This window comes from Oleiagrimonas sp. MCCC 1A03011, from assembly GCF_003267965.1.
In the GTDB taxonomy this organism is placed as follows: domain Bacteria; phylum Pseudomonadota; class Gammaproteobacteria; order Xanthomonadales; family Rhodanobacteraceae; genus Oleiagrimonas; species Oleiagrimonas citrea.
The window spans coordinates 493,972-515,834 of record NZ_MSPY01000002.1; the positions used below are offsets into that span (position 1 = coordinate 493,972).

Below are 21,863 nucleotides of genomic sequence, written 5' to 3' on the forward strand. Positions count from 1 at the left end.
CATGAGCAACGAGAACCAGATCGACAACGTCGCGCAGTGGCGCGAAGAGGCTGGCACGAACAATCCGGCCGGTCCGCTGTTCGCCGGTGACGGCTTTGTCGAGTCCGACATCGCCGGTGAGGCCAGCATCATCACGCTGGATGGTTGCGGTACGGCGTGTACCGGCTCGGTCACGCGTTACTGCTGCTAAGAGGTCGTGGCGTCATCTCAAGACGCCCCTGACTTCGACGCGGCCCTGGGTTGTCTGCTCCTTCCTGCATTGGAGGGGCTGGCAACCCAGGCCGCACGAATCCCAGGATTCGATCCCGAAGAACAGGAGGCCCTGCTTTCCGCAGCGCGCGAGTCGCTGCTGGCCACGTTGCATCGCAAGCTCGGGCGACTGTTGTTGCTGGAGTTGAACGCGGCGCGCGAGAACGGTCAACTGCAGGGCGAGGACACGCAGCAGCGCTGGCAGGATTTTCTGCGCAAGGCTTCCCGGATCGAGTTCTGGGAAGACATGAATACACATTACCCGGGGCTGCGGCGACGTCTCGATGCGGTCATCGAGGGGCGCTGTCAGGCCGCGCTCGAACTGGCGCAGCGCTGGGTCAACGATCGCGAGCAACTGGCGTCGCTGTGTGGCGCGCCCGTCGGCCGTCTGCGGGAGGTCGGCCTCGGTGCCGGCGATACGCATCTTCAAGGTCGTAGCGTGGTGCTGCTGCGCTGCGATGCCGGACGCCTCATCTACAAGCCTCGTTCGTTGAACATCGATGCGGCGTTACGGGCACTCGTCGACGACCTGAAGGTCGAGCATGACGAATCGAGCAGCATGGGCGTCCCCGAAGTGCATGTCGGGGAAGGCTATGGCTGGAGCGCATGCGTCGAGCATCGCTATGCGTCCGGCGACGACGAGTTGCGCGCGTTCTATCGCGGTCTCGGCCACTGGCTGGCGGTGATGCGCCTGCTGGGTGGCACGGACATGCATGCGGAGAACATGATCGCGTGCGGCCCGAGTCCGGTCGTGATCGATTGCGAGACGCTCTTTACCCCGCCGTCGCCGCCTCGTGATTCGGGGTTCGGTGCGGCGATGGACCGGGCGGCCGAACGCATTGCCGGCACGACGATGGGGGTCGGCATCCTGCCCGGTCGAGGCGCAGGACTGGGCTGGAAAGGCGTGGACACCTCGGCGGCGGGCTCGCTGCCCGGGCAGCAGCCGCGCATGCTGCAACCGGACATCGTCGACGCGGGCACCGACCGTGCGCGCCTGGGCGAAGTCTGGGTCGAGGCGCCCGTGGCGCAGAATCATCCAAGCCCCGAACCGGCCCTGGCTCAGTACTGGCCGCATGTGCTGGAGGCCTTCGACGGCATGACGGCCACGCTGCGTCGACTCGATGCCGAGGGTCGTCTGCGGCCCCTGCTCGAACCGTTCCTGGACTGCCGTGTGCGCATCGTGACGCGCGCGACCGAGGTGTATGCGCAACTGGCGCGCATGCTGTGGCATCCGGTGTCGCTGCATCGCGAGGCGCCGGCGCGCGAACGCGCGCGGGATCTGCTCAAGCGCATGGCCGACAACGTGGCCTCCGCGCCGGGGCAGGCGGATGTGATCGAGGCCGAGATCGACGATCTCGAGGAAGGCGACATTCCCTATTTTGCGACCTGCGTGCGCGACGGCCGCATCGTTGGACCGCGCGGTACGCGCTGGCGCGATACCGGACCGCGTATCGAGGCGGCGTTGGCGCACTGGCGTGCCATGGACATGCCGTTGGAGCGTCAGGTGATCCGCTCCGCGCTGGTCAGCGCCTACGTCAACGACGGCTGGAGTCCCTCGCAGGTCTCGCTATGGCCGTCTCGGGAGGCCATTCGCCACGCCGATCTCGATGTTCGGCGGCGCGCGCAACTGGCCGATATCATGCAGCGTCTGCGCGCCACCGCGATCGAGAGCGACGACGGCAGCGTGGCCTGGATCGCGCCCTCGTTCGATCCGGCGACGGGCTGGTCGGTACGCCCGCTGGGGCCGGATCTGTACGGCGGCATGTCCGGCGTGGCGGTTCTGGTGGCGGGCTATCTGCGCGAGATGCGTGCCGGGCGGGTCGATTTCGTCGAGGGACTTGAGACGCTGCGTGCGCGGATTGTCCACACGCTCGATCTGGGCGAGGCGCGCAATGCGCGCGTTCGCGCGGAAGGAGCGAAGATGCGGCCGGCGTCCTTGGGTGCCTATTTCGGTCTGGCTTCGCAGGTCTGGGCGCGTCTTTTGCTGCAGCGCTGGGGCATGGGCAGCGAAGTCACTCTGGAGCGCGCCTGTCGGCTTGCCGACGGCATGGTCGAGGCCGCTGCGGCTGCGCCGGAGTCGCACGATGTGCTGACGGGACGTGCGGGCGCGATTCCTGTTCTGCTGGCGCTGGCCGAGTGCACCGGTCATGAATGCTATGCCGCGCAGGCCGTGGATTTGGGCAACGAGCTCTGCGCGCTGGCCCTTCGAGAGGGCGGCCGGGCGCACTGGAAGAATCCGATGTGGCCCGACGGTATCGGCGGTTTCGCGCATGGGGTGACCGGCGTGGCGTGGGCGCTCGAGCAACTGGCGCGCGCTACGGGAAGCTCCGTTTATCGCGATACGGCGTTGGAGGCTTTCGCCTTCGAGGATGCGCTTTACGATTCCGAGGAGCGTAACTGGCTCGACCTGCGCAAGATTGAGGATTTCCGCAGTGCGGCGGCCTGGTGTCATGGCTCCGTCGGTATCGGTCTGGCGCATGCGCACCTGGATGCGACGATGCAGGATGGCCGCACGCGAAGCATCCTGCGACGCGCGGCTGCGGCGACGTGGCGGCTGGGGCTGGGCTGGAATCATTGCCTGTGCCACGGAGATGCCGGTTCCTGGGAGCTGCTCAGGGCCGCGATTCGCGCTGATGAAGGGCCGGATGGACTCTCGCTGGCGTCGCTCGATGCGGCGCTGCTCACCAGCGTCGAGGATCACGGCGTCTCCTGCGGCATGACCCGCGATACGTTCTCACCGGGACTGCTGCCGGGCGAGGGCGGTCTGGCCTGGCAACTGTTGCGCATGCATCCGGAATGCGACCTGCCGTCGCTGCTGATGCCGGGCGATGGCGTATTCGGCGCACAGGGCCAACCGATGTCTTCTACGAGGACAGCCGCGAGGAATGCAAGGGGACGGGCCGCGCAAGCGGAGACAACCTGACGCGACGACCGACGTCGCGTCAGGTTGCAGAAACGCTCTTCCGATCAGTGCTTGTGCGCGACGATGGCTTCGGCCTCGTCTTCCTCCGGCGGCACCAGGATGGCGTCCGGATGCTCGTGCGCCTCGATGCGGATGGCTTCCACGGAAGGCGTGCGCCAACCGGACTTCACGCCCCACAGGAAGAACACCAGGCCGATGACGGCGACCACGGCGAGATCCCAGCCGTAGGGGATGTAGTTCCGGCCGCCGAACTGGGTGCTGCCGAGGTAGGACACCACGGCCAGGGAGATCAGGTAACCGACCAGCCACCAGGCGCCCTTCATCTGTCGTCCGAAATCGTGCCAGCCGTGCTTGTGCTGGTAGTACAGATACAGCGGCAGCGCAGCCACGATCAGCAGGATGATCTGGCCGGTCAGCGGCCACTTGGCCCAGTACAGCAGTTCGGCGGACATGATGAAGGCGATGCCGGCGATGATAGACAGGCCGTGCAGGCGGAACGGACGGTGCAGTTCCGGCGCGGTGCGGCGCAGCGTCATCACGCTGACCGGGCCGGTCAGGTAGGAAATGATCGTCGCCACCGAAATCACCGCCGCCAGTGAATCCCAGCCGCGGAAGAAGAACAGGAAAATGAAGGCCACGACCAGGTTCAGCCACATGGCCGGACGCGGCACACCCCACTTGGGGTGGATGCGACCGAAGATCTTCGGCAGCGTGCCGTTGCGCTCCATGCCGTAGATCATGCGCGCGGTGGAGGCGGTGTAGGTCATGCCGGTGCCGCTGGGGCTGACGAAGGCGTCGGCGAACAGCATCGTGGCCAGCCACTGCAGACCCAGTATCTTGGCCAGATCGGCGAACGGCGAACTGAGGTTGATACCGTGCCAGCCGGCCTTGGCCAGCAGCTCGGACGGCACCGCGCCGATATAGGCGACCTGCAGCAGCACGTAGATGATCGTGGCCAGGATGATCGCGCCGACGATGGCGAAGGGGATGCTGCGTCCCGGGTTGCGCGCCTCGCCGGCCAGGTTCACCGGACTCTGGAAGCCGTTGAAGCTGAACACGATGCCGGCGGTGGCGACGGCGGTCAGGATGGCGGCGAAGTCGTTGGTGTGGGCACCGCCGTGCACGCCCACGTTGAAGTTGGCGTGATCGAAGCCGCTGGCGATCAGAGCGATGCCGGTGACCACCGGGATGATCATCTTGACGATGGTGATGGCGCTGTTGGAGCGCGCGAAGAGCTTCACGCTCCAGTAGTTGAGCAGGAAGTACACCACGATCAGGATCGCCGTGAAGGTCAGTCCCAGATGGCTGAGCGTGTCCGTGTGCGCGTTGTACAGGTCATGGACCCAGTTTCCGACCCAGTCGCCGTCCCAGCCGGCCATGTACTGGATCGAGGCCTCGGCCTCGACCGGAATCACCGAGACGATGGCGATCCAGTTGGCCCAGGCGGCGATGAAGCCGACCAGCGAGCCGTGCGAGTAGTGGCCGTAGCGCACCATGCCGCCGGTTTCCGGGAACATCGCGCCCAGTTCGGCGTAGGTCAGGGCGATGGTCATGATGATCGCCGCGCCCAGCAGCCAGGCCCAGATGGCGCCGGGGCCGGCCAGCCTGGCGGCATTCCAGGCGCCGAACAGCCAGCCCGAGCCGATGATGGAGCCCAGGCCGGTGAACATCAGCGCCCAGGGGCCGACGTCGCGGCGGATCGAGGAGTCTTGGGTCATGCGCGTTCCTTGGTTTCCGTCGCCGGGGCGATCGTGGGACACAAATCGAGCCATTCTTCCAGAGACTCGGTCATCTGTCCCGTGCCGCAGGTCATGGCAGATGCCGAGTCGAGATAGGCGGCGCCCGTTCGCATCGGGCACAATGGCGCCCGGGCGACAGTATCGGGAACGGATACCGTCACTTCGCCGACGACAACGGCGGAATGAGGGTTTCGTACATGCGGTGGCGATGGCACCGAGTGCGCTCGAACAGTACTGGGCGCGCGTCCAGGCAGTGGATCCGATGGCATTCGGGTCTGCTGTGCGGCGCGTTGCTGGCGATCTTCCTGGCCGCGCCCGGCGCGCGCGCCACCAGCGGCGAAACGCGCATCGTCGCCATGCAATCCTTCACACGGGATCAGGGGCTGCGCAGTCTGGCGACCAATGTGCTGCTGCGCGATCGTCGGGGCGTGCTGTGGGTCGGCACCGACAAGGGACTGTATCGCTACGATGGGCGCGAATTCGTGCCGGTCGAGGATGACGAGCGCGCCCCCTTGCGCGTGAACGACCTGTATCAGGCGAGGAACGGGCGCATCTGGATCGGTGCAGCGCAAGGCCTGTATGTCTGGCGCGACGGTCGGGTCGAAGCCGTGGCCGATGTGCCCGTCGACGATTTGCGCCGGATTGCGGGGGACGGCGCGCAGGGTGTCTATGTTCGGCATCAGCACCGCCTGGTGCACGTCGGCGCCGATGGGCGCGTGGAGCCGATTGCGTGGCCGAGGGCTCTGCGTCCGGGCGTACTGACCGATGGGCCGGTGCTGTGGCTGCATGATCGTCTGTGGACGACTTGCGGGCCGCAGTTGTGCACGCGAACCGCAGACGGCGACCAGTCGGTCTGGGGCGTCGCCCACGGTGTGCCGGCGGATCAGTGGATCACCTTCCATCGCGACGATCGCGGCGCGTTGTGGGTCGGCGGCATGCACCACCTACTGCGTCTGACGGCCGGCAGCGACCGCTTCCTGGTCATCGACAGCAAGGATCCGGTCGAGGTAATCGACAACGACAGTCAGGGCCGCGTACTGGCGGGAACGGCCGGTCACATCAGCCGCTGGGACGGAAGTGACTGGACGCGATTCGCGGATGACCGTCGGCTGCAATCGGCGCAGATCCGCGACTTGGTGTTCGATCCCTCCGGGTCGGTATGGCTGGCCACGGGTGGGCGCGGCGTACTGCGCTGGCGCGGGTATGGGCGATTCCAGAACTGGCTGGGTGCGCAGGGCCTGGACAGCGCGCCGACCTGGGCCATCGCGCGCGATGGTGACGGGCGACTCTGGCTGGGCAATCAACGCCATGGGAACTTGCTCGAGCCCGGTGCCACGCGACTCACGCCGTGGCCCAGTGCGCTGCGCCGGCGCGACTGGGTCGACGCCATTGCGCTGCTGCCGCAGGGGCGGCGCATGTGGATCCTGTTCAATCGGGGCATCGTGGTGCGCTACGACCTGGACACGAAGCGCGCGCAGCAAGTCGTTCGGAATGCGGGCTGGGCGAAGTTCGCCCTGTTCGATGCGCAGGGACGTCTCTGGTTCGGCACGCACGGCAGCCTGTGGCGGATCGACGACGTGGATGCACCGCAGCCGCAGGTGCGGCGCGAGGAGACCGGTCTGCCCGAGGACACCCGCTACATGGGTGCGGCGAGCGCCACGGGCGGTGGTCTGTGGTTCGCCACCAGCCGGGGTCTGCTGCGTTTCCGGCAGGGACGGTTCGAGCGCATGCGCACGGTGACGCCCATGCCCGAAGGGGGCTTCGCGGATGTGGCGAGGACGGGCGATGGCCGTCTGTGGCTGGCGCCGGTGGCGGGCGGCTTGTACTGGACGCATCCCGACAGGCCGGGCGCATTACATCTGCACAGTGTGAACGATGCATTGCTGCAGCACAGCCTGGTGTATTCGCTGGCGGTGGATCGTTCCGGTCAGTTGTGGGTGTCCAGCGCGGACGGCCTGGATCGCTACGATGGCGGTGACTGGCGACGCTACGATCGCAACGACGGCCTGGTCTGGGACGACATGTCGGCGCATGCGTTCCACCAGGATCGCGACGGTTCGATCTGGTTCGGTACCAGTGGCGGTGTTTCGCATCTGCTGCATCCGCAGCGCAGGCATCGCGTCATGCTTCGCGCACCGTCGGCACTGCAGGTGCAGTACGGGTCGCAGCGTCTGGTGCCGGGACAGTCCGGTTCGTGGCCATGGAGTCGCCAGGCGCTGACCATTGCGCTGGCGACCACGAGCGACGTGCATGCGGGAGCGGCTCGTATCGAATACCGACTGCTGTCGGGTGATGAAGAAGCCGATGCCCGCGCGTGGGATACCTCGGTTTCGCGCCAATTGCGCTACGCGGCGCTGGCGCCCGGCCGGTATCGCTTCCAGGCACGCGTGGCCGACCCAGGTCTGCGCCTGCTCTCACCGACATGGTCGTTCGATTTTGTCATTGTGCCGCCTTGGTGGCGCACGGGATGGGCGCGTGCGGGCTACGTGCTGCTGGCGTTGATCACGCTGTTGCTGACCTGGCGTCTGCGCAACGCGCAACTGTTGCGGCGTCAGCGGCAACTGGAGCGCATGGTGGCCGATCGCACCGCCGAACTCGAAGCCGACAAGCGTGAGTTGGAGGCGGCTCGTCTGGCGCTGCAGCACGAGGCCAGCCACGATGCGCTGACCGGTCTGCTCAACCGCGGCGCGGTGGTCGATATTCTGGTCGAGGCGCTGCTGAGCATGCATGAAGACGGGCGGCCATTGGCTGTGGTGCTGTTCGATCTGGATCACTTCAAGCAGATCAACGACACGTATGGACATTTGACCGGCGATGCGGTGTTGGTCCAATGCGCGCAGCGACTGCGTCGACTGGCTCCGGACGAAGCGTCATTGGGGCGTTACGGCGGCGAGGAGCTGCTGGCGGTATGGCCGGGTTTGAGCAGCGATGGCGAACTGGCGCCCCGCTTCGCGACGCTGCTGGAGGGGTGCTACACCGATGGCGATCGGCAACTGCGCGCGACCTGTTCCATTGGCGTCGCCTGGGCGCGCCATGGCGACGACGTCGGAACCCTGCTGCGCCGCGCCGACGCCGCGCTGTATCGCGCCAAGCGCTCCGGCCGGGCGCGGGTCGAGCGTGCCGACTAGCTCAAGAGGGCGTTGACGACGTTCGGCGGCATGGGCGGATTCCGGTCGCCGCGTGAGGTCGTACGCGTGAGGTCGTAGCGGTATCGCGCGGATCAGTCATGAAAGAGAGAACGGGAGGTGTGCCCGTTCTCGCCGTCAACACTCGATGACGTTGACGGCCAGACCGCCGCGCGAGGTTTCCTTGTACTTGTCCTTCATGTCGCGGCCGGTGTCGCGCATGGTGCGGATCACCTTGTCCAGCGACACGCGGTGTTTGCCGTCGCTACGCAGCGCCATGCGGCTGGCGTTGATTGCCTTCACCGAGGCCATGGCGTTGCGCTCGATACAGGGGATCTGCACCAGCCCGCCGATCGGGTCGCAGGTCAGGCCGAGATTGTGCTCCATGCCGATCTCGGCGGCGTTCTCGACCTGGCTCGGCGTCGCGCCCAGCGCCGCGGCGAGGCCGCCGGCAGCCATCGAGCAAGCCACGCCGACTTCGCCCTGGCAGCCGACCTCGGCGCCGGAAATCGAGGCGTTCTCCTTGTACAGGATGCCGATGGCGCCCGCGGTGAGCAGGAATTCCAGCACGCCGTTCTCGTCCGAGCGCGGTTGGAAGCGGTCGTAGTAGTGCAGCACGGCGGGGATGATGCCGGCCGCGCCGTTGGTCGGCGCGGTGACGACGCGCCCACCCGCCGCGTTCTCCTCGTTCACCGCCAGCGCGTACAGATTCACCCAGTCGAGGATGCTCAGCGGGTCCTTCAGCGAGGCTTCCGGGCGGTCGCGCAGCTCGGCATACATGGCCGGTGCGCGGCGCGACACGTGCAGGCCGCCAGGCAGTTCGCCCGGCGAGCGCACGCCGCGCGCGACGCAGTCCTGCATGGCCTGCCAGATGGTCAGCAGACCCTCGCGGATCTCGGCCTCGCTGCGCCAGACCTTCTCGTTCTCCAGCATGATCGCAGCGATGGACATGTCGTGCTTGGCGCACAGCGCCAGCAGCTCGTCGCCGGTGTTGAACTCGTACGGCTGCGGCGTGGTGTCGGCGACGATGCGGTCTTCGGCGGCCTCGTCGTGGTTGACCACGAATCCGCCGCCGACGGAATAGTACTCGCGGCAGGCCAGCTCGTTGCCGTCGGCGTCGAAGGCCTTGAAGCGCATGCCGTTGGTGTGGAACGGCAGTTTCTGGCGCTTGTTGAACACCAGGTCGCGCTTTTCGTTGAACTCGATTTCGTGGGTGCCGAGCAGGCGGATGTGGCCGCTTTCGCGGATGCGGTCGAGAATGCCCGGGATGGCGTCAGGGTCGACGCGGTCCGGCCACTCGCCCTCGAAGCCCAGTAGCACCGCCTTGTCGGTACCGTGGCCGCGGCCGGTCATGGCCAGCGAGCCGTGCAGTTCGCAGCGCACGCGCGCGACCTTGTCGAGCAGGCCGTGATCGCGCAGCCAGTGCTCGCCGAAACGCGCGGCGGCGCGCATCGGCCCCACGGTATGCGAAGAGGACGGCCCGATGCCGATCTTGAACAGGTCGAAAATGCTGACAGCCATGCGTGCGGTCCGGCGGGTTCGCTAAAATAGGGATTGTACGAGCACTACCGGCCTCGAATGAACCGTTCTCCCGAACTGATTCTCTACCAGCGCGACGACTGCCACCTCTGCGACCAGGCGCTGGAGGTGATGGCGGCGGCGCGCGCGCCCGATTTCGTCAGCCTTTGGGTGGACGACGACGCGGCGCTGGAGGCGCGCTACGGCACGCGTGTGCCGGTGCTGCGTCATGCCAGCAGCGGGCGGGAGCTGGACTGGCCGTTCGATGCGGCCGCCGTCGAGAAGCTGGTCGCCGGAGCGTGACTCCGTAGCGTTTGGCCGACGCGTTGCGTGTGGCCCGCCCGGCGCGGTGGGCGGGAAGAAGCATCTACAGCCGTTTGTCGCGCTTGTAGTTTTCGCAGTTCGGCTGAGGGCAGGTCTGCGCTTTCTCCAGCGCTGCATAGTGCGGGCAAGTGGCGATGTCGCAGCCCGTTTTCTGTGGAAGGCTCTCATCCAGGTCGCCGCGCTGGAGGTGTTCGCGAATGCCCTTGCTCTTGATCTGATCGGAGATCGATGTGCCGGTCATCGGAGATGATTTCCTTGTCTGTGTCGCGTGATGGGCGGTGTCCTTCAGGATCTTGTTTTCCCGCGTTGCTTCAGTCGCTTGAGGATTTCCTCGCGTGCCTCGCGCAGGATCGAGTCGCGATCCAGTGTGCCGACGATGTCGGCGACGGCGCGCTTGGCGCCGTGTTCCCCCCAGTTCTTGCCGTTGACCAGATACTGCTCGGCGGCGCGGCCGATCAGCACGGTGGCATACCACGCCAGTGCGCCCTGGGCGGCGGCCGTGACCACGGTCGACAGTCCCGCGCTGAGGCCCTTGAGCGCCGAAGAAACCAGCTGCACGCCCCAGATCGCGCCCATCAGCGCCGCCAGTTGCGCGCAGATGGTGGCGACCAGCCGGCCCGATTCGCGGCGCGTGAGCGGCAGGCCGTAGACGCGCGAGAGCTGCACGACCATCGCAGCGTCCAGGCCTGCGGCGGCAAGCAGATCGGCGACCGGAATCGGGTTCAGCGCCACCGCCACGCCCTTGGCGATGCAGTACTGGCGAATCACGCGTGCCGCCAGCGCGCGGCGGGTTTCGGCGATGCGCGCGGTGAGCTGATCGCTGAGGCGCCCGGCGAACAGGCCGGCATTGATGGCCGATAGCGTTTTGCCCTCGCGCTCGGCGATGGAGACGAGACGTTCGCGCAAGGCGGCGACCTGTGGTGGACGCGATGCCTCGGTGACGTGTTCGTGTCCGTCGGTGTCGGTCTCGACGATGCGCTGCGGTGCGGGCAGCGCGGCCACGGGAATCACATCCTCGGCGCGCACCAGTCCGGCGGTCTTCGTGCGCAGGTGCTCGAGCAGGTCGCGAAGCTCGTCGTCGCCGTAGCGATCGGTCTTGTTCAGGGCCAGCAGCAGCGGGCGTTGCGTGCCGGCCAGCAACGTCAGTGCATCCAGTTCGTCCCGGGTGAGATCCGCATCGGCGACGAAGACCACCAGATCGCTGACTTCGGCCACGTCGAACGCCAGGCGCTCGCGTGTCTCACCGTCCAGTTCGTTGATGCCGGGCGTGTCGATCAGCACCAGGCCCGGCGCGGAAGCCTCGTCCAGCGGTGCGTGGGCAGCCTGGGTGGTGGTGCCATGCAGCACGCCGACGCGGAAGGCCTGGTGGCCGAGCAGGGCGTTGCCGAGTGCGGATTTGCCGGCGGACACGCGCCCGAACACGGCCACATGCAGTTCTCCGCGTTCGAGCTTGTCCAGCATGTGCTCGACGCGCTCGAATTCGTGCGCGAGTTCGGCGCGCACGGCATCGGGTACTCCGGGATCGTCGAGGAGCGTTCGCAGGCTGCTGGCGACGCGCGCATCGGCCTGCACGTCATCCGGGGAAGAGGGCGAACGCGCCGGATCGTCGCGATCCGCGCCATGCCACAGACTCCGGAGGCGATCGATCAGCTTCAAGAGCCGGTGTGCAGCAGCAGATGGGCGTGCACCGGGATCTTCTTGCTGATCGCATCCCAGTCCGCGCTGGCGCCCAGCTTGAAGTCGAGACGGTTCAGCGTGGTATCCACGTCCAGCGTGGCGTCACCGCCGTTGGTCTTGAAGATCACCTTCAGCGTGACCGGCCTCTTCACGCCGTGCAGGTCCAGGGTGCCGTCGGCCGTGACGTTTCCGTCGGCGGCGCGGTGAAAGGCCGTGGTGACGAAATGCGCCGTCGCGTAGTCGCCGGTGTCGAAGAAGTCGCTGCCGGTCAGGGTCTGGTCGCGCTCTGCGCTCTGCGTGTCGACGCTGGCCAGTTTTACCGTGACATCGAACTTCGCCGCGTCCAGGTGTTGCGGGTCGTAGCGGATGGCGGCGTCGAACTGCTTGAACACGCCGTGGAAGGCATCGCCCTGGTAGCTGCCGGAGAATCCGAGCGTGCTCTTGGCGGTGTCGACCTTCCAGTTGGCGGCGTGCGCGGCCAGCGGCAGGGCGGCGAGCAAAAACAGGGGGAGAAGGCGTTTCATGGGGACGAACTCCGTGATGCGCGACGACGGGATTTGCCACCGAATCCGGGCAACATACGGCGCAGGGTGTCGTCGCGGTCGATGAGATGGTGCTTGATGGCGGCGGCGGCATGCAGCGCGGCCAGCGCGATGAGCGCCCAGAACAGCACTTCGTGCAGTTCCTCGAACAGATGGCGGAGTTGTGGAGCGGCGCCGCCGGTCAGGCTCGGCATGCGCAGCACGCCCCACCAGAACAGCGGCCGCAGGCCGGTGGCCGAGTCGAACAGCCAGCCCGACAGCGGCACCGCGAACAGCAGCACGTACAGCGCCCAGTGCATGATCTCCGCGCCCAGGTGCTGCCAGCGCGGCATCGGCACCGGCTTCGGGCGGCGGTCGAACACGCGCCACAGCAGGCGCAGCACGGCCAGCGCCAGAATCGTGAGGCCGATCGACTTGTGCAGGTTGTAGACGGCGAACACGCTGGGTCGCTTGGGCAGTTCGACCATGATCAGGCCGAGCGCGCCCTGGCCCAGGATCAGCAGCACGATCAGCCAGTGGAATAGTTGAGGCACGGCGCCCCAGCGGTCGGATTCATTGCGCAGTGGCATGGGACGTCTCCTGCCGGTACTGGCGGCGTGCGTCGGTGTCGCGTTGCGCTTCGATCTCCAGCCGCACAGTAACCAGGCGGCCGATCGAGCCGGGGTTGCGGGTGATGCCGAAATCGGTGCGGTCCAGTTGCGCGCTGCCGGAAAACCCCGCCACGGTCTTCATTTCGAAGATGGTCGCGCCAATGCGGTTGAGGCGGAACTGGATCTGCACGGGGCGGGTCACGCCGCGCAGGGTGAGTCGGCCATCGAGCAGGCCGGTGTCCGCACCGGTCTTGCGCACGGAGGTGCTGACGAAGTGGGCGGTCGGATGTGCCTTTGCGTCGAGCAGGCTGGCTTCGCGCAGGGTCTGGCTCCATGCGGCGTCGCCCATGTCGGCGCTGCCGACGTCGATGTCCAGCTCGGTCTTTGCCGAGGACCAGTCGTCGGGATCGAAGCGCAGCCAGCCGCGGGCGATGTGCAGGCGACCGATGGCGTGCGAATAGCCGTTGTGGCTGACGCTGAAGAAGATCTGCGAATGCACCGGGTCGAACCGGTACAGATGCGATGCGGCCTGTGCGCCGGCGGAAATCAGCGCAAGCAGCAGCACACTGGCGAGGCGGAGACGGATCGACATGGTTCGGTCAGTGTGGCGGATCGTTGCGGGGGCTTCCAGTACGCGTTACGCGAACAGTTCGTTCATTCCGTGGCGTCCTCGTCGCTGCGTGCGGCGTCGACGGTCAGCTTCGCCAGGCGTTTCAGGCGCGTGTTGCCGGTTTCGCCCAGCCATTGCTTGAGTCGTTCATCGGCGGCCTCGGCATCCAGTGCGTGACGTTCGGCCAGAGTGGCCGAGAGCGCCTTGCCGAGGCTGTCGAAAATCAATGCATAGGCGAAGGCGTGCAGCACGCCGCCGCCCAGCGTGCCGAGGCCGGGGAACGCTTTTAGCGCGTTGCCGGCGATGGCCAGCACCAGTGAGGCGCTGGTGCGCACGGTCATGCGCGTGCGCTTGAGGAAGGTCTCGATCTGCACGTCGCTGACGGCCACGTCGTGGATGCGACACAGTTCGCGGACCAGTCCCGTCGCCAGCGCGCCCTGGATGATCAGGTCGCTGCCCGGCGCGACAGCGGCCATCGCGCCGATCACCGCGCGGCGCGCGTAGCGATGCACGGCGGCTTCGGCTTGCTTACTACGGAGTGCGGCTTCTGCTTCGTGGACGTCGCGATCCATGCGCGCCAGCACGGCGCGCTCGCGTGCCGGTTCCAGTTGTTGCGCGGAACGGTGCAGAAGGTGTTCGAGGGTCTGTATGAGCGGGGCGACGTCGACCGGTGCGCGACGTTCGACGATTTCACTGCCGCCGTCGACCAGTCGCCGTTCGAAGCGTTCGCTACCGCCGGTGCGGATGGCGACCACCGCGGCAGCCTGTGGCGCGCGTCGACGCAGCGAGTCCAGCACCTGTTCGCGCTCCTCGCGCGAGAGCCGGTCGGTCTTGTTCAGGGCCAGCACCAGCGGTTTGCCGAAATCCGCCAGCCAGGCCAGTTCCTCGCCCTGGCTCCGGTTGAGGTCGCCGTCGGTCAGGTAGATCACCACATGTGCGCGCAGCGCCTCGTCGCGAGCCATCTTCTCGCGGAGTTCGCCGCTGGTCTCGCGGGTGCCGGGCACGTCAGCCAGCGTGATGCGCGAACCATCGGTGAGCACGGCGTCGACGTGATGCACACGGCGTGTGGTACCGCCACGCACATCGGTGGCAAGCGCCGCATTCGGCGCGAGCGCAGCGATCAAGCTGGATTTTCCGGTGGAGATTTCGCCGAACACCGCCACGTAGAAACGTCCGCTGGCGCCGCGTGCATCCAGGTCGCGCAGTTCGGCGCGCAGGGATTCGGTTCCGGCGCCATCGGTTTCGAGGCGATCCAGTCGTGCGTCGAGATGTTCGCGCGTCGGCGCTTCGACGGTGCGGGATCGCCGCGGCCGCCGTCGGGGACGCAGCAGATTCCAGGCGATCATCGTCGCGGCGATGGCGAACAGCGCCAGAACCACGCCCAGTGTCCATTGCAACCACGCAGGCAGAGCGAGGAAGCGCTGTGCCAGCAGCAACGCACGTTCGGCCGCAGCCAGCAGCAGCCACAACAGGGTGGCACTGGCCAAGGCCGCGAGCAGAAGGCGAAAACGGCGGTTCATGGAGACATGGTTGGTGTTTGCCCTCGCTGGCGCAAGTGCGGATGGTCGAGCGCGCGCCGCGATGCGGTGATGCCGTCTCACCCGTTATCATCGCGAGGTGGTCCCATCTGGGACACGGGGATTCACAAGGAGGGGGATTTTGGTGATTCGAGCCGTGCTGTTCTGCGCCATGCTGATGTCCGCGTCGCTCATGACGCCGTTCGCGCATGCCTCGCTGCCACCGTCCACAGACGCGGCGAAGACCGCGCGGATACGCCCGATTCCGACGCCCCAGTTCCGCTACTACGGTGTGGCCGATGGCCTGCCCAGCAGTTTCGTCTACACCATGGCCCAGGACGCGCGAGGCGTGATCTGGATGGGGACGAACAACGGACTGGTGCGTTTCGACAGCGCTCACTTCCGGGTTTTCCGGCACGATCCCCGCCAGGCACATTCGTTGCCAGCCAACGATGTTTCCGCGTTGCTGGTCGATCATCGGCAGCGACTGTGGGTGGGCGGCGAGGGCACCGGCCTGAATCTCTATCGCCCCGCGACCGGTGACTTTCGAACCTGGCGGCACAAGGACGGCGATCCGGACAGCCTGGCTGGCGACGATGTCGGCGCCCTGGCCGAGGGCAAGGACGGTTCGATCTGGGTCAGCGTCTACACCAAGGGGCTGGATCGTCTGCGCCCGGATGGGCACATCGAACATTTCCGTCATCGGAGCGGAGATCCGCAGAGTCTGTCCTCGGACATCGTGCTCTCTCTTCACGTGGCCGAGGATGGCTCCGTGCTGGTCGGTAGTTTGCGTGGCCTGGATCGTGTGCAGCCGAACGGGCATATCGAGCACATTTCATTCATCGGGCTGAAACAGGCTCCGCGTGTGTGGAGCGTCGACAGGCTCGGTAAGCAGTGTTATCTGTCCACCAGCAAGGGGCTGTTCGTGCTGGGCGGGGACGAGGAGGCACGGCCCGCGTACGTGGGCGTCACGCAACAGCATCCGATCTTCAGCATGACGGCCAGCGAGGACGGCAGTCTCTGGCTGGGCATGTCGGACGGCATGGTCTGGGTTGGCGCGAACGGGCGTCATCGTCGTTTTCCCTTGCATCAGGATGCGCCCGATACGGCGCCCGGCGCGCTTGTGTTGAAGATCATGGTGGATCAGGAGGGAGGGCTCTGGGCTGCCACGCGTGACAATGGCGTGGCCTATCTGGGGCCGAACTGGCGACAGTTTTCCGTATTCCGTCATCGACCGGGAAGCGCAGACAGCATTGCAACCAACCGGGTGATTTCACTGGGGCACTGGCAAGGCAGGCTGTTCGTCGGCGGCCAGGATGGGGTGTTGGATAGCATCGACCTGGCCACGGGCAAGGTGAAGCACTTCCGCACCGACCTGGGCCACGAGGGCGTGACGGGACTGGCCGATGCCGGGCATGACGCGCTGTGGGTCGGTCATACCAATGGGCTGTCCCTGTACCGGGGGGGGCGCATGCATGCGGTGAATCCGAGCCGCATGCGCGACGGCGTCAATCGCATCGTGGTCGATGCCGGCGGCAACGCGTTCGTGAGCATGACATCCGGCGGTGTGGTGCGCGTGGACCGGACCACGCTGAAGGTCCGCGCGATCGGGACACGCGATGGCACCACGGCCGACCGTGACGTGACCAAACTGGCCTATCACGCGGGCCGGGTCTGGCGTTCGAGCATGGGGGGACTGGCTCGACTGAACGCTCGAGGCGATGAGTTCGTCGATGTTCCGGGTGTGGGGCCGGGACGCATCTTCAGCTTCGCATTCGGGGCCAAGGGTCTCTGGGTCGTGCGTCAGGACGCGCTCGAGCACTATCGGCTGGAGTCGGATGGCGATGCGATACGCGATGATGTGATCGGTCTGGCCGAGGGCTGGCCGGAGATCAGCGTCGTGGACATGGCGCGCGGTGCCGGCGGGCGCATATGGATGATCAGCCGTACCGGACTGTGGAGTTATTCGCCGGTATCAAGAACCTTTCATTCCTATGGCGTCGAGGACGGACTCCCGGATCCGGAATTCATTGCACGGCGTCTGCTGCATATGCCCGATGGAAGTCTGTTCGCGGGCACGATCCGCGGCGTGGTCGGCTGGAATCCGCGGGACATGCACAACAAAGCGCATGCTCCGCGTCTCATGCTGACGCGAATCACGGTCAAGCGTGACGGGCATCTGCACGCCATGCCCGTCGACGGTCACGCCCTGCATCTGCGCTGGAACGACCGCGAGCTGCATGTCGCGGTGCAGGCGCTGTCGTATCTCGATCCGTCGCGCAACCATTACCGTTTCCATCTGCAGGGACTGGATTCCGGATGGGTCGATACGGGAAATCGCGGCGAGCGCGATTTCACCGGACTGTCGCATGGGGATTACACGTTGCGCATCCAGGCTTCCGGCCCTGGAGATGTCTGGGCGGGGTTGCCGCCCTTGTCGATCCAGGTCGACCGTCCGCCGTGGCTGACATGGTGGGCGTGGACGATCTACGCGATGCTCGTTGTCCTGCTGTTCTATGCCGTGCTGCATCTTGTGCGACGGCGCATCGAGCAGCGTCATCGCATGCAGTTGGCCGAGCGCGAACGTGCCATGGCCGAGCAGGCCAGCGCCGCGAAGACCAGTTTCCTGGCCACGCTGGGACACGAGATTCGTACACCGATGACCGGTGTGCTGGGCATGGCCGAGTTGTTACTGCGTTCCCCGCTGCAAACGCGTCAGCGCGAATACGCCGAGGCCATCCAGCGCTCGGGCACATTGCTGTTGCGGCTGGTCAACGAGGCGCTCGACATGGCGCGCATCGAGGCCGGGCGGTTGGAGCTGGATGTCGCGGCGTTCGACCCGCGCGATGTGCTCGGCGATGTGCTGCAGCTGGAGCGCGCGGTGGCCGGCGACAAGGGGCTGACGCTGGCCTCGCGCATGGGCGAGAACGTGCCCGTGCAGGTGCGGGGCGACGCCTTGCGCATCAAGCAGATCCTGCTGAATCTCGTCAACAACGCCCTGAAGTTCACCGCGAGTGGCGGGGTCGAGCTGGCGATGGACTGGGTGGACAACGGTCTGGCCATCACGGTTTCCGATACAGGTCCCGGCATTTCCGACAAGGATCGCAAGCGCCTGTTCCAGCGTTTCGAGCAGGCCGACAGTCCGCAGCGCAGTTCCGGGAGCGGGCTCGGGCTGGCGATCTGCCGGGAATTGACGCAGCTGATGGACGGACGCTGCGAACTGGTGGAATCCAGCGCGCGTGGCAGCACGTTCCGCGTATGGCTGCCGCTGCCCGTGGTCGAGGCCGAGCCGGTGGCGGCCGCGGACGAGACCACAGCCGGGGAGAGCTGGAATCTGCTGCTGATCGAGGATGACGCGACCGTTGCGGGCGTGATCCAGGGGTTGCTGGAGGCCTCCGGACACCGGGTGCGCCGCGCGCCGGACGGCCTGGCCGGCTTGGCCGAGCTCGAGAACGGCCGCTTCGACGCACTGCTGCTGGATCTGGATCTTCCCGGGCTGGACGGTTTCGGCGTGGCGCGGATGCTGCGCGATCGCGAGACCGACACGCGCTTGCCGATCATCGCCATCACGGCGCGTTCGGGTGGCGATGAGGAAGAGCGGGCGCGGGCTGCCGGCATGGACGGTTTCCTGCGCAAACCGGTCAGCGGCGCTCAGCTGCAGGCGGCGCTCGCGGCCTTGCTCGACTGAGGCTGGCGCCGATCGTCGGCCCGTGCCAGTCGCAGACGGGCCGTGCTACATGTCGTGCTTGCGCAGCTCGAAGCCCAGTCGCTGATATTCGCGCCAGCGTTCACGTGATCCGGTGCGCGCGTCCGGGTCGGCGGCCACCACTTCCAGCACGCGTTCGTAGCGGCCCGGCGGCACGGTGTCGCGCAGATTGATGACCAGCGGACGGTCGGCCGTCTCCTCGCCCGGCGGCACGATCAGCACGGCGGTGTTGGCATCGTCCTCGTCACCGGCCAGCTGATGCGGGATGAAGGCATCCTCGTCGAATTCCCACAGTGCGCCGTCCAGCGCCTCGGCTTGGGGGAAGTCGCGAGTCAGGATCAGCGCCGGCTGCTGCGCCGAATAGGCGTGCTGGGCGAGCTTGCACACCAGCAGCAGCGGATTCTCGCGGAATTGCGGCTTGTCGATCAGGTAAAAGTCGGCGCGCGGCATGATGGTCGGCGAGTGGCGGTGAGGACAGCGGTCGAGGATAACAGCGGCGCCGCACGACCGGCGGCGCCGTGATGCGGACCGGGCGCATGGCCGCCCGGTCTGCGTTCGGTCTTACTGGCAGCGGTCGATCAGCCACTGCGCCAGCAGGGACACCGGGCGGCCGCTGGCCAGTCCCTTGCGGCCCGATTCCCAGGCGGTGCCGGCGATGTCCAGATGCGCCCAGCGCTGGCCTTCCGTGAAGCGCGACAGGAAGCAGCCCGCCGTGATCGCTCCGGCCGGTCGGCCGCCGATGTTGGCGAAGTCGGCGAAGGCCGATTCCAGCATCTTCTGGTAGTCGTCCCACAGCGGCAGGCGCCAGGCGCGATCCAGTGTGTTCTCGCCGGCGGCGAGCAGTTCGTCGGCCAGGTCGTCATGCTTGCTCATCAGGCCGGTGGCGTGGCTGCCCAGGGCGATCACGCAGGCGCCGGTCAGCGTGGCGGCATCGATGATGACCTGCGGCTCGAAACGCTGCGTATAGGTCAGCGCGTCGCACAGGATCAGGCGGCCCTCGGCGTCGGTGTTGAGCACCTCGACGGTCTTGCCGGACATGGTGTTCAGCACGTCGCTGGGGCGGTACGAGTTGCCGTCGGTCATGTTCTCGACCGAGGGCACCACGCAGACCAGGTTCACCGGCAGCTTCATCTTCACCGCGGCGACGAAGCCGCCGAGCACGCCGGCAGCGCCGCACATGTCGAACTTCATCTCTTCCATCGAGCCGGTCGGCTTGATGTTCAGGCCGCCGGCGTCGAAGGTGACGCCCTTGCCGACGAAAGCGTAGGGCTTGTCGCCGTCCTTGCCGCCGTTCCACTTCAGCACGATCAGGCGCGGCGCATTGGCCGAACCGCGCGCCACGGCTAGCAGCGAGTGCATGCCCAGCTCTTCCATCTGCTCGCGCTCGAGCACTTCGACGTCGACGCCGTCGTGGGCGTTGGCGAACTCGGTGGCCTGCTCAGCGAGCCATGCCGGCACGCAGATGTTCGGTGGCATGTTGCCCAGATGACGGGCGAAGCGCACGCCCTCGGCCATGCCCTCGGCCTGCGCCAGCGCGGCGTCCTGGCCTTCGCCGGCCAGCGCCAGCGACTTCAGCTTGGTGTCCTTGGATTCGGCGCCGGCCTCGAAAGTGGCCGTGTAGCGGTAGGCGGCATGATCGAAGGCCAGCGCCGCGGTGCGCACGCGCCAGGCGGCGTCCTTGCCCGGCACGTCGAGCGCGCTCAGCCAGCTGGCGGCGCGATCGACGGAGAGCCCGGAGACGGCCTTGCCGGCCGCCAGGCAGGCCTGCTGGAAGCGGCTGGCGTTGAATTCCGCCTTCACGCCGAGGCCGACCACCATGACGCGCTCGGCCTTCACGCCGTCGAGGTCGTAGAGGCTGTGAACGGTGCCGACCTTGCCGGTGATGTCACCGCCGTCGATGCGACGCTTGATCGCACCCTTGGACGCGGCATCGATGGATTCGGCCGCTTCCGACAGCACGCCGGTGGTATACACGCCGACGATGATGCAAGGCGTGTCGATGGATTCGGGAGCGCCGGTGGCCAGGCTCAGTTGCAGGGTCATGGGATGTCCTTCTGTACGATTTGGAACCGGAGGTCCGCGACAATTCGGGGATGCGGTGCGGTATCCGGCTGAATGCGGCATGGCCGCATCGATGACCGGCCTGCCGACAATGTGCCGGACCGGCTACACTTCGCCTTCGACCGCACGCGTCCGTCGCGACGCGAACATTTCACTCGCCATTATCGCATGCTGCGCATCCTCGACCGTTATTTCCTGCGCGAACTCGTTCTGAGCGTGCTCGCCACCACCATCGTGCTACTGGTGATCTTCACCGGCGGTACCTTTGCGCGCGTGTTGCAGCAGGTGGCCAACGGCAGCTTTCCGGCCAGCGTGATGTTCCAAGTGCTGGGTCTGCGCATCGTCAACGCGCTGCCGGGTCTGCTGCCGCTGTCCTTGTTTCTCGGCGTGCTGGTGGCGCTGGGGCGCATGTGGCGTGACAGTGAAATGCACGTGTTGGCTGCCGCCGGCATGGGGCCGGGCGGCCTGATGCGGCCGGCGCTGATGCTCGGCATTCCGGCGACGGTGCTGATCGCGGTGGTATCGCTGTGGCTGGGGCCACTCTCGGCGCGCACGGCCGACCAGCTGGTGGCCGAGGCCAATCGTTCGGTGATCGCCGCCGGTCTCGACGCCGGTCGCTTCACGGAACTGCCGGGCAAGGGCGGCGTGATCTTCGTGGCCGGCATGAACCGCAAAGGCACCAAGCTGGATCAGGTTTTCCTGGCCAGCGATGAAGCCGCGACGGACACGCATCCGGCGCGGGTCAAGCTGATCACCGCCAAGCGCGGCGAGCTGTACCAGGGCAGCGAAACCCACGGGCGCTACCTCGCGCTGATGGACGGCTGGCAGTTCCAGGTGCCGCTCGGTCGCGAGAACTGGCAGCGCATGCGTTATCGGCGCAACGACGTGGCGCTGTCCGAGGTGCGGCCGCAGAGTGACGACGACAGCGATCCGCTGAGCAGTGTGAGCACGCTGGACCTGATCGACTCGAACAATGTCGATGCGCGCGCCGAGCTGGCCTGGCGCACGGCGGCGCCGGCCACCGCGCTGGTGCTCTTGCTGCTGGCCCTGCCGCTGGCGCGGCAATCGCCGCGCGAGGCGCGCTACGGCCGTCTGCTGCTGGCCGTGCTGGCGTACTTCCTCTATTTCCTGCTGCTGTCGCTGGGGCGCGCGCTCATTGATCGCGGCACGGTGAGCAACAGCGCGCCGATGTGGGTGCTGCACATCCTGGTGACGCTGGGTGCGCTGTGGATGTTCCGCCGTCAGTTCAGCGCGTGGCGCGTGAAGGGAGCCGAGGCATGAG

16 protein-coding genes are annotated in these 21,863 nt (G+C 66.8%); 6 read left to right on the top strand and 10 right to left on the bottom strand.

The features are described from left to right. Position 1: 1 nt before the first annotated feature. Together BTJ49_RS05860 and BTJ49_RS05865 are read left to right on the top strand one after the other, a co-directional pair. Positions 2–190, top strand: a complete 189-nt coding sequence (locus BTJ49_RS05860; protein WP_113064412.1) for a DUF6229 family protein — start codon at positions 2–4, stop codon at positions 188–190. A 6-nt stretch (positions 191–196) separates the two neighbouring features. Next, positions 197–3,172 carry a type 2 lanthipeptide synthetase LanM family protein gene (locus BTJ49_RS05865; protein WP_113064413.1) on the top strand — a complete coding sequence of 992 codons (2,976 nt, stop codon included), beginning with the start codon at positions 197–199 and terminating at the stop codon, positions 3,170–3,172. 44 nt (positions 3,173–3,216) lie between these two features. Here BTJ49_RS05865 and BTJ49_RS05870 read toward each other — a convergent pair whose 3' ends face one another. Next, entirely contained in the window at positions 3,217–4,890 is a 1,674-nt protein-coding gene (locus tag BTJ49_RS05870) for an APC family permease (RefSeq protein ID WP_113064414.1), read from the bottom strand. Positions 4,891–5,129: 239 nt separating this feature from the next. On the opposite strand from BTJ49_RS05870, the gene BTJ49_RS05875 reads away from it, so the two are divergent. After that, a complete protein-coding gene (locus tag BTJ49_RS05875; protein ID WP_168184679.1) occupies positions 5,130–8,039 on the top strand; it encodes a diguanylate cyclase in 2,910 nt (969 codons plus the stop codon). A 135-nt stretch (positions 8,040–8,174) separates the two neighbouring features. On the opposite strand, the gene BTJ49_RS05880 is transcribed toward BTJ49_RS05875, so the two are convergent. Next, positions 8,175–9,557 (bottom strand): L-serine ammonia-lyase, encoded by a 1,383-nt coding sequence (locus BTJ49_RS05880; protein WP_113064416.1) that lies wholly within the window; start codon positions 9,555–9,557, stop codon positions 8,175–8,177. A gap of 57 nt (positions 9,558–9,614) precedes the next feature. Between BTJ49_RS05880 and BTJ49_RS05885 the strand changes: the two genes are divergently transcribed. Further along, complete coding sequence (locus BTJ49_RS05885; protein ID WP_113064417.1) at positions 9,615–9,857, top strand: glutaredoxin family protein; 243 nt, start codon at positions 9,615–9,617, stop codon at positions 9,855–9,857. A gap of 64 nt (positions 9,858–9,921) precedes the next feature. Here BTJ49_RS05885 and BTJ49_RS05890 read toward each other — a convergent pair whose 3' ends face one another. The 6 genes from BTJ49_RS05890 to BTJ49_RS05915 form a co-directional block, all read right to left on the bottom strand. Further along, positions 9,922–10,119 carry a hypothetical protein gene (locus BTJ49_RS05890; RefSeq protein WP_113064418.1) on the bottom strand — a complete coding sequence of 66 codons (198 nt, stop codon included), beginning with the start codon at positions 10,117–10,119 and terminating at the stop codon, positions 9,922–9,924. Positions 10,120–10,163: 44 nt separating this feature from the next. Next, entirely contained in the window at positions 10,164–11,534 is a 1,371-nt protein-coding gene (locus BTJ49_RS05895; RefSeq protein ID WP_240601745.1) for a GTP-binding protein, read from the bottom strand. Beyond that, complete coding sequence (locus BTJ49_RS05900; RefSeq protein ID WP_113064419.1) at positions 11,531–12,079, bottom strand: YceI family protein; 549 nt, start codon at positions 12,077–12,079, stop codon at positions 11,531–11,533. The genes BTJ49_RS05895 and BTJ49_RS05900 overlap by 4 nt, the downstream gene beginning before the upstream one ends. After that, the gene (locus BTJ49_RS05905) at positions 12,076–12,666 is read right to left on the bottom strand and encodes a cytochrome b (protein ID WP_113064420.1); all 591 of its coding nucleotides are present in this window, start codon (positions 12,664–12,666) and stop codon (positions 12,076–12,078) included. Before BTJ49_RS05905 ends, BTJ49_RS05900 begins: the two co-directional genes overlap by 4 nt. Further along, a complete protein-coding gene (locus tag BTJ49_RS05910; protein ID WP_113064421.1) occupies positions 12,650–13,279 on the bottom strand; it encodes a YceI family protein in 630 nt (209 codons plus the stop codon). The genes BTJ49_RS05905 and BTJ49_RS05910 overlap by 17 nt, the downstream gene beginning before the upstream one ends. 62 nt (positions 13,280–13,341) lie before the next feature. Beyond that, positions 13,342–14,817, bottom strand: a complete 1,476-nt coding sequence (locus BTJ49_RS05915; protein WP_113064422.1) for a GTPase — start codon at positions 14,815–14,817, stop codon at positions 13,342–13,344. Between the two features lie 142 nt (positions 14,818–14,959). On the opposite strand from BTJ49_RS05915, the gene BTJ49_RS05920 reads away from it, so the two are divergent. Next, positions 14,960–18,502 carry a hybrid sensor histidine kinase/response regulator gene (locus BTJ49_RS05920; RefSeq protein ID WP_146742286.1) on the top strand — a complete coding sequence of 1,181 codons (3,543 nt, stop codon included), beginning with the start codon at positions 14,960–14,962 and terminating at the stop codon, positions 18,500–18,502. Between the two features lie 45 nt (positions 18,503–18,547). Here BTJ49_RS05920 and BTJ49_RS05925 read toward each other — a convergent pair whose 3' ends face one another. Further along, the gene (locus BTJ49_RS05925) at positions 18,548–18,970 is read right to left on the bottom strand and encodes a DNA polymerase III subunit chi (protein WP_113064424.1); all 423 of its coding nucleotides are present in this window, start codon (positions 18,968–18,970) and stop codon (positions 18,548–18,550) included. 111 nt (positions 18,971–19,081) lie between these two features. Beyond that, a complete protein-coding gene (locus BTJ49_RS05930) occupies positions 19,082–20,563 on the bottom strand; it encodes a leucyl aminopeptidase (protein WP_113064425.1) in 1,482 nt (493 codons plus the stop codon). Positions 20,564–20,635: 72 nt separating this feature from the next. On the opposite strand from BTJ49_RS05930, the gene lptF reads away from it, so the two are divergent. Continuing rightward, a complete protein-coding gene (gene lptF, locus BTJ49_RS05935; protein ID WP_343125518.1) occupies positions 20,636–21,862 on the top strand; it encodes an LPS export ABC transporter permease LptF in 1,227 nt (408 codons plus the stop codon). The last annotated feature ends 1 nt before the right edge of the window (position 21,863 follow it).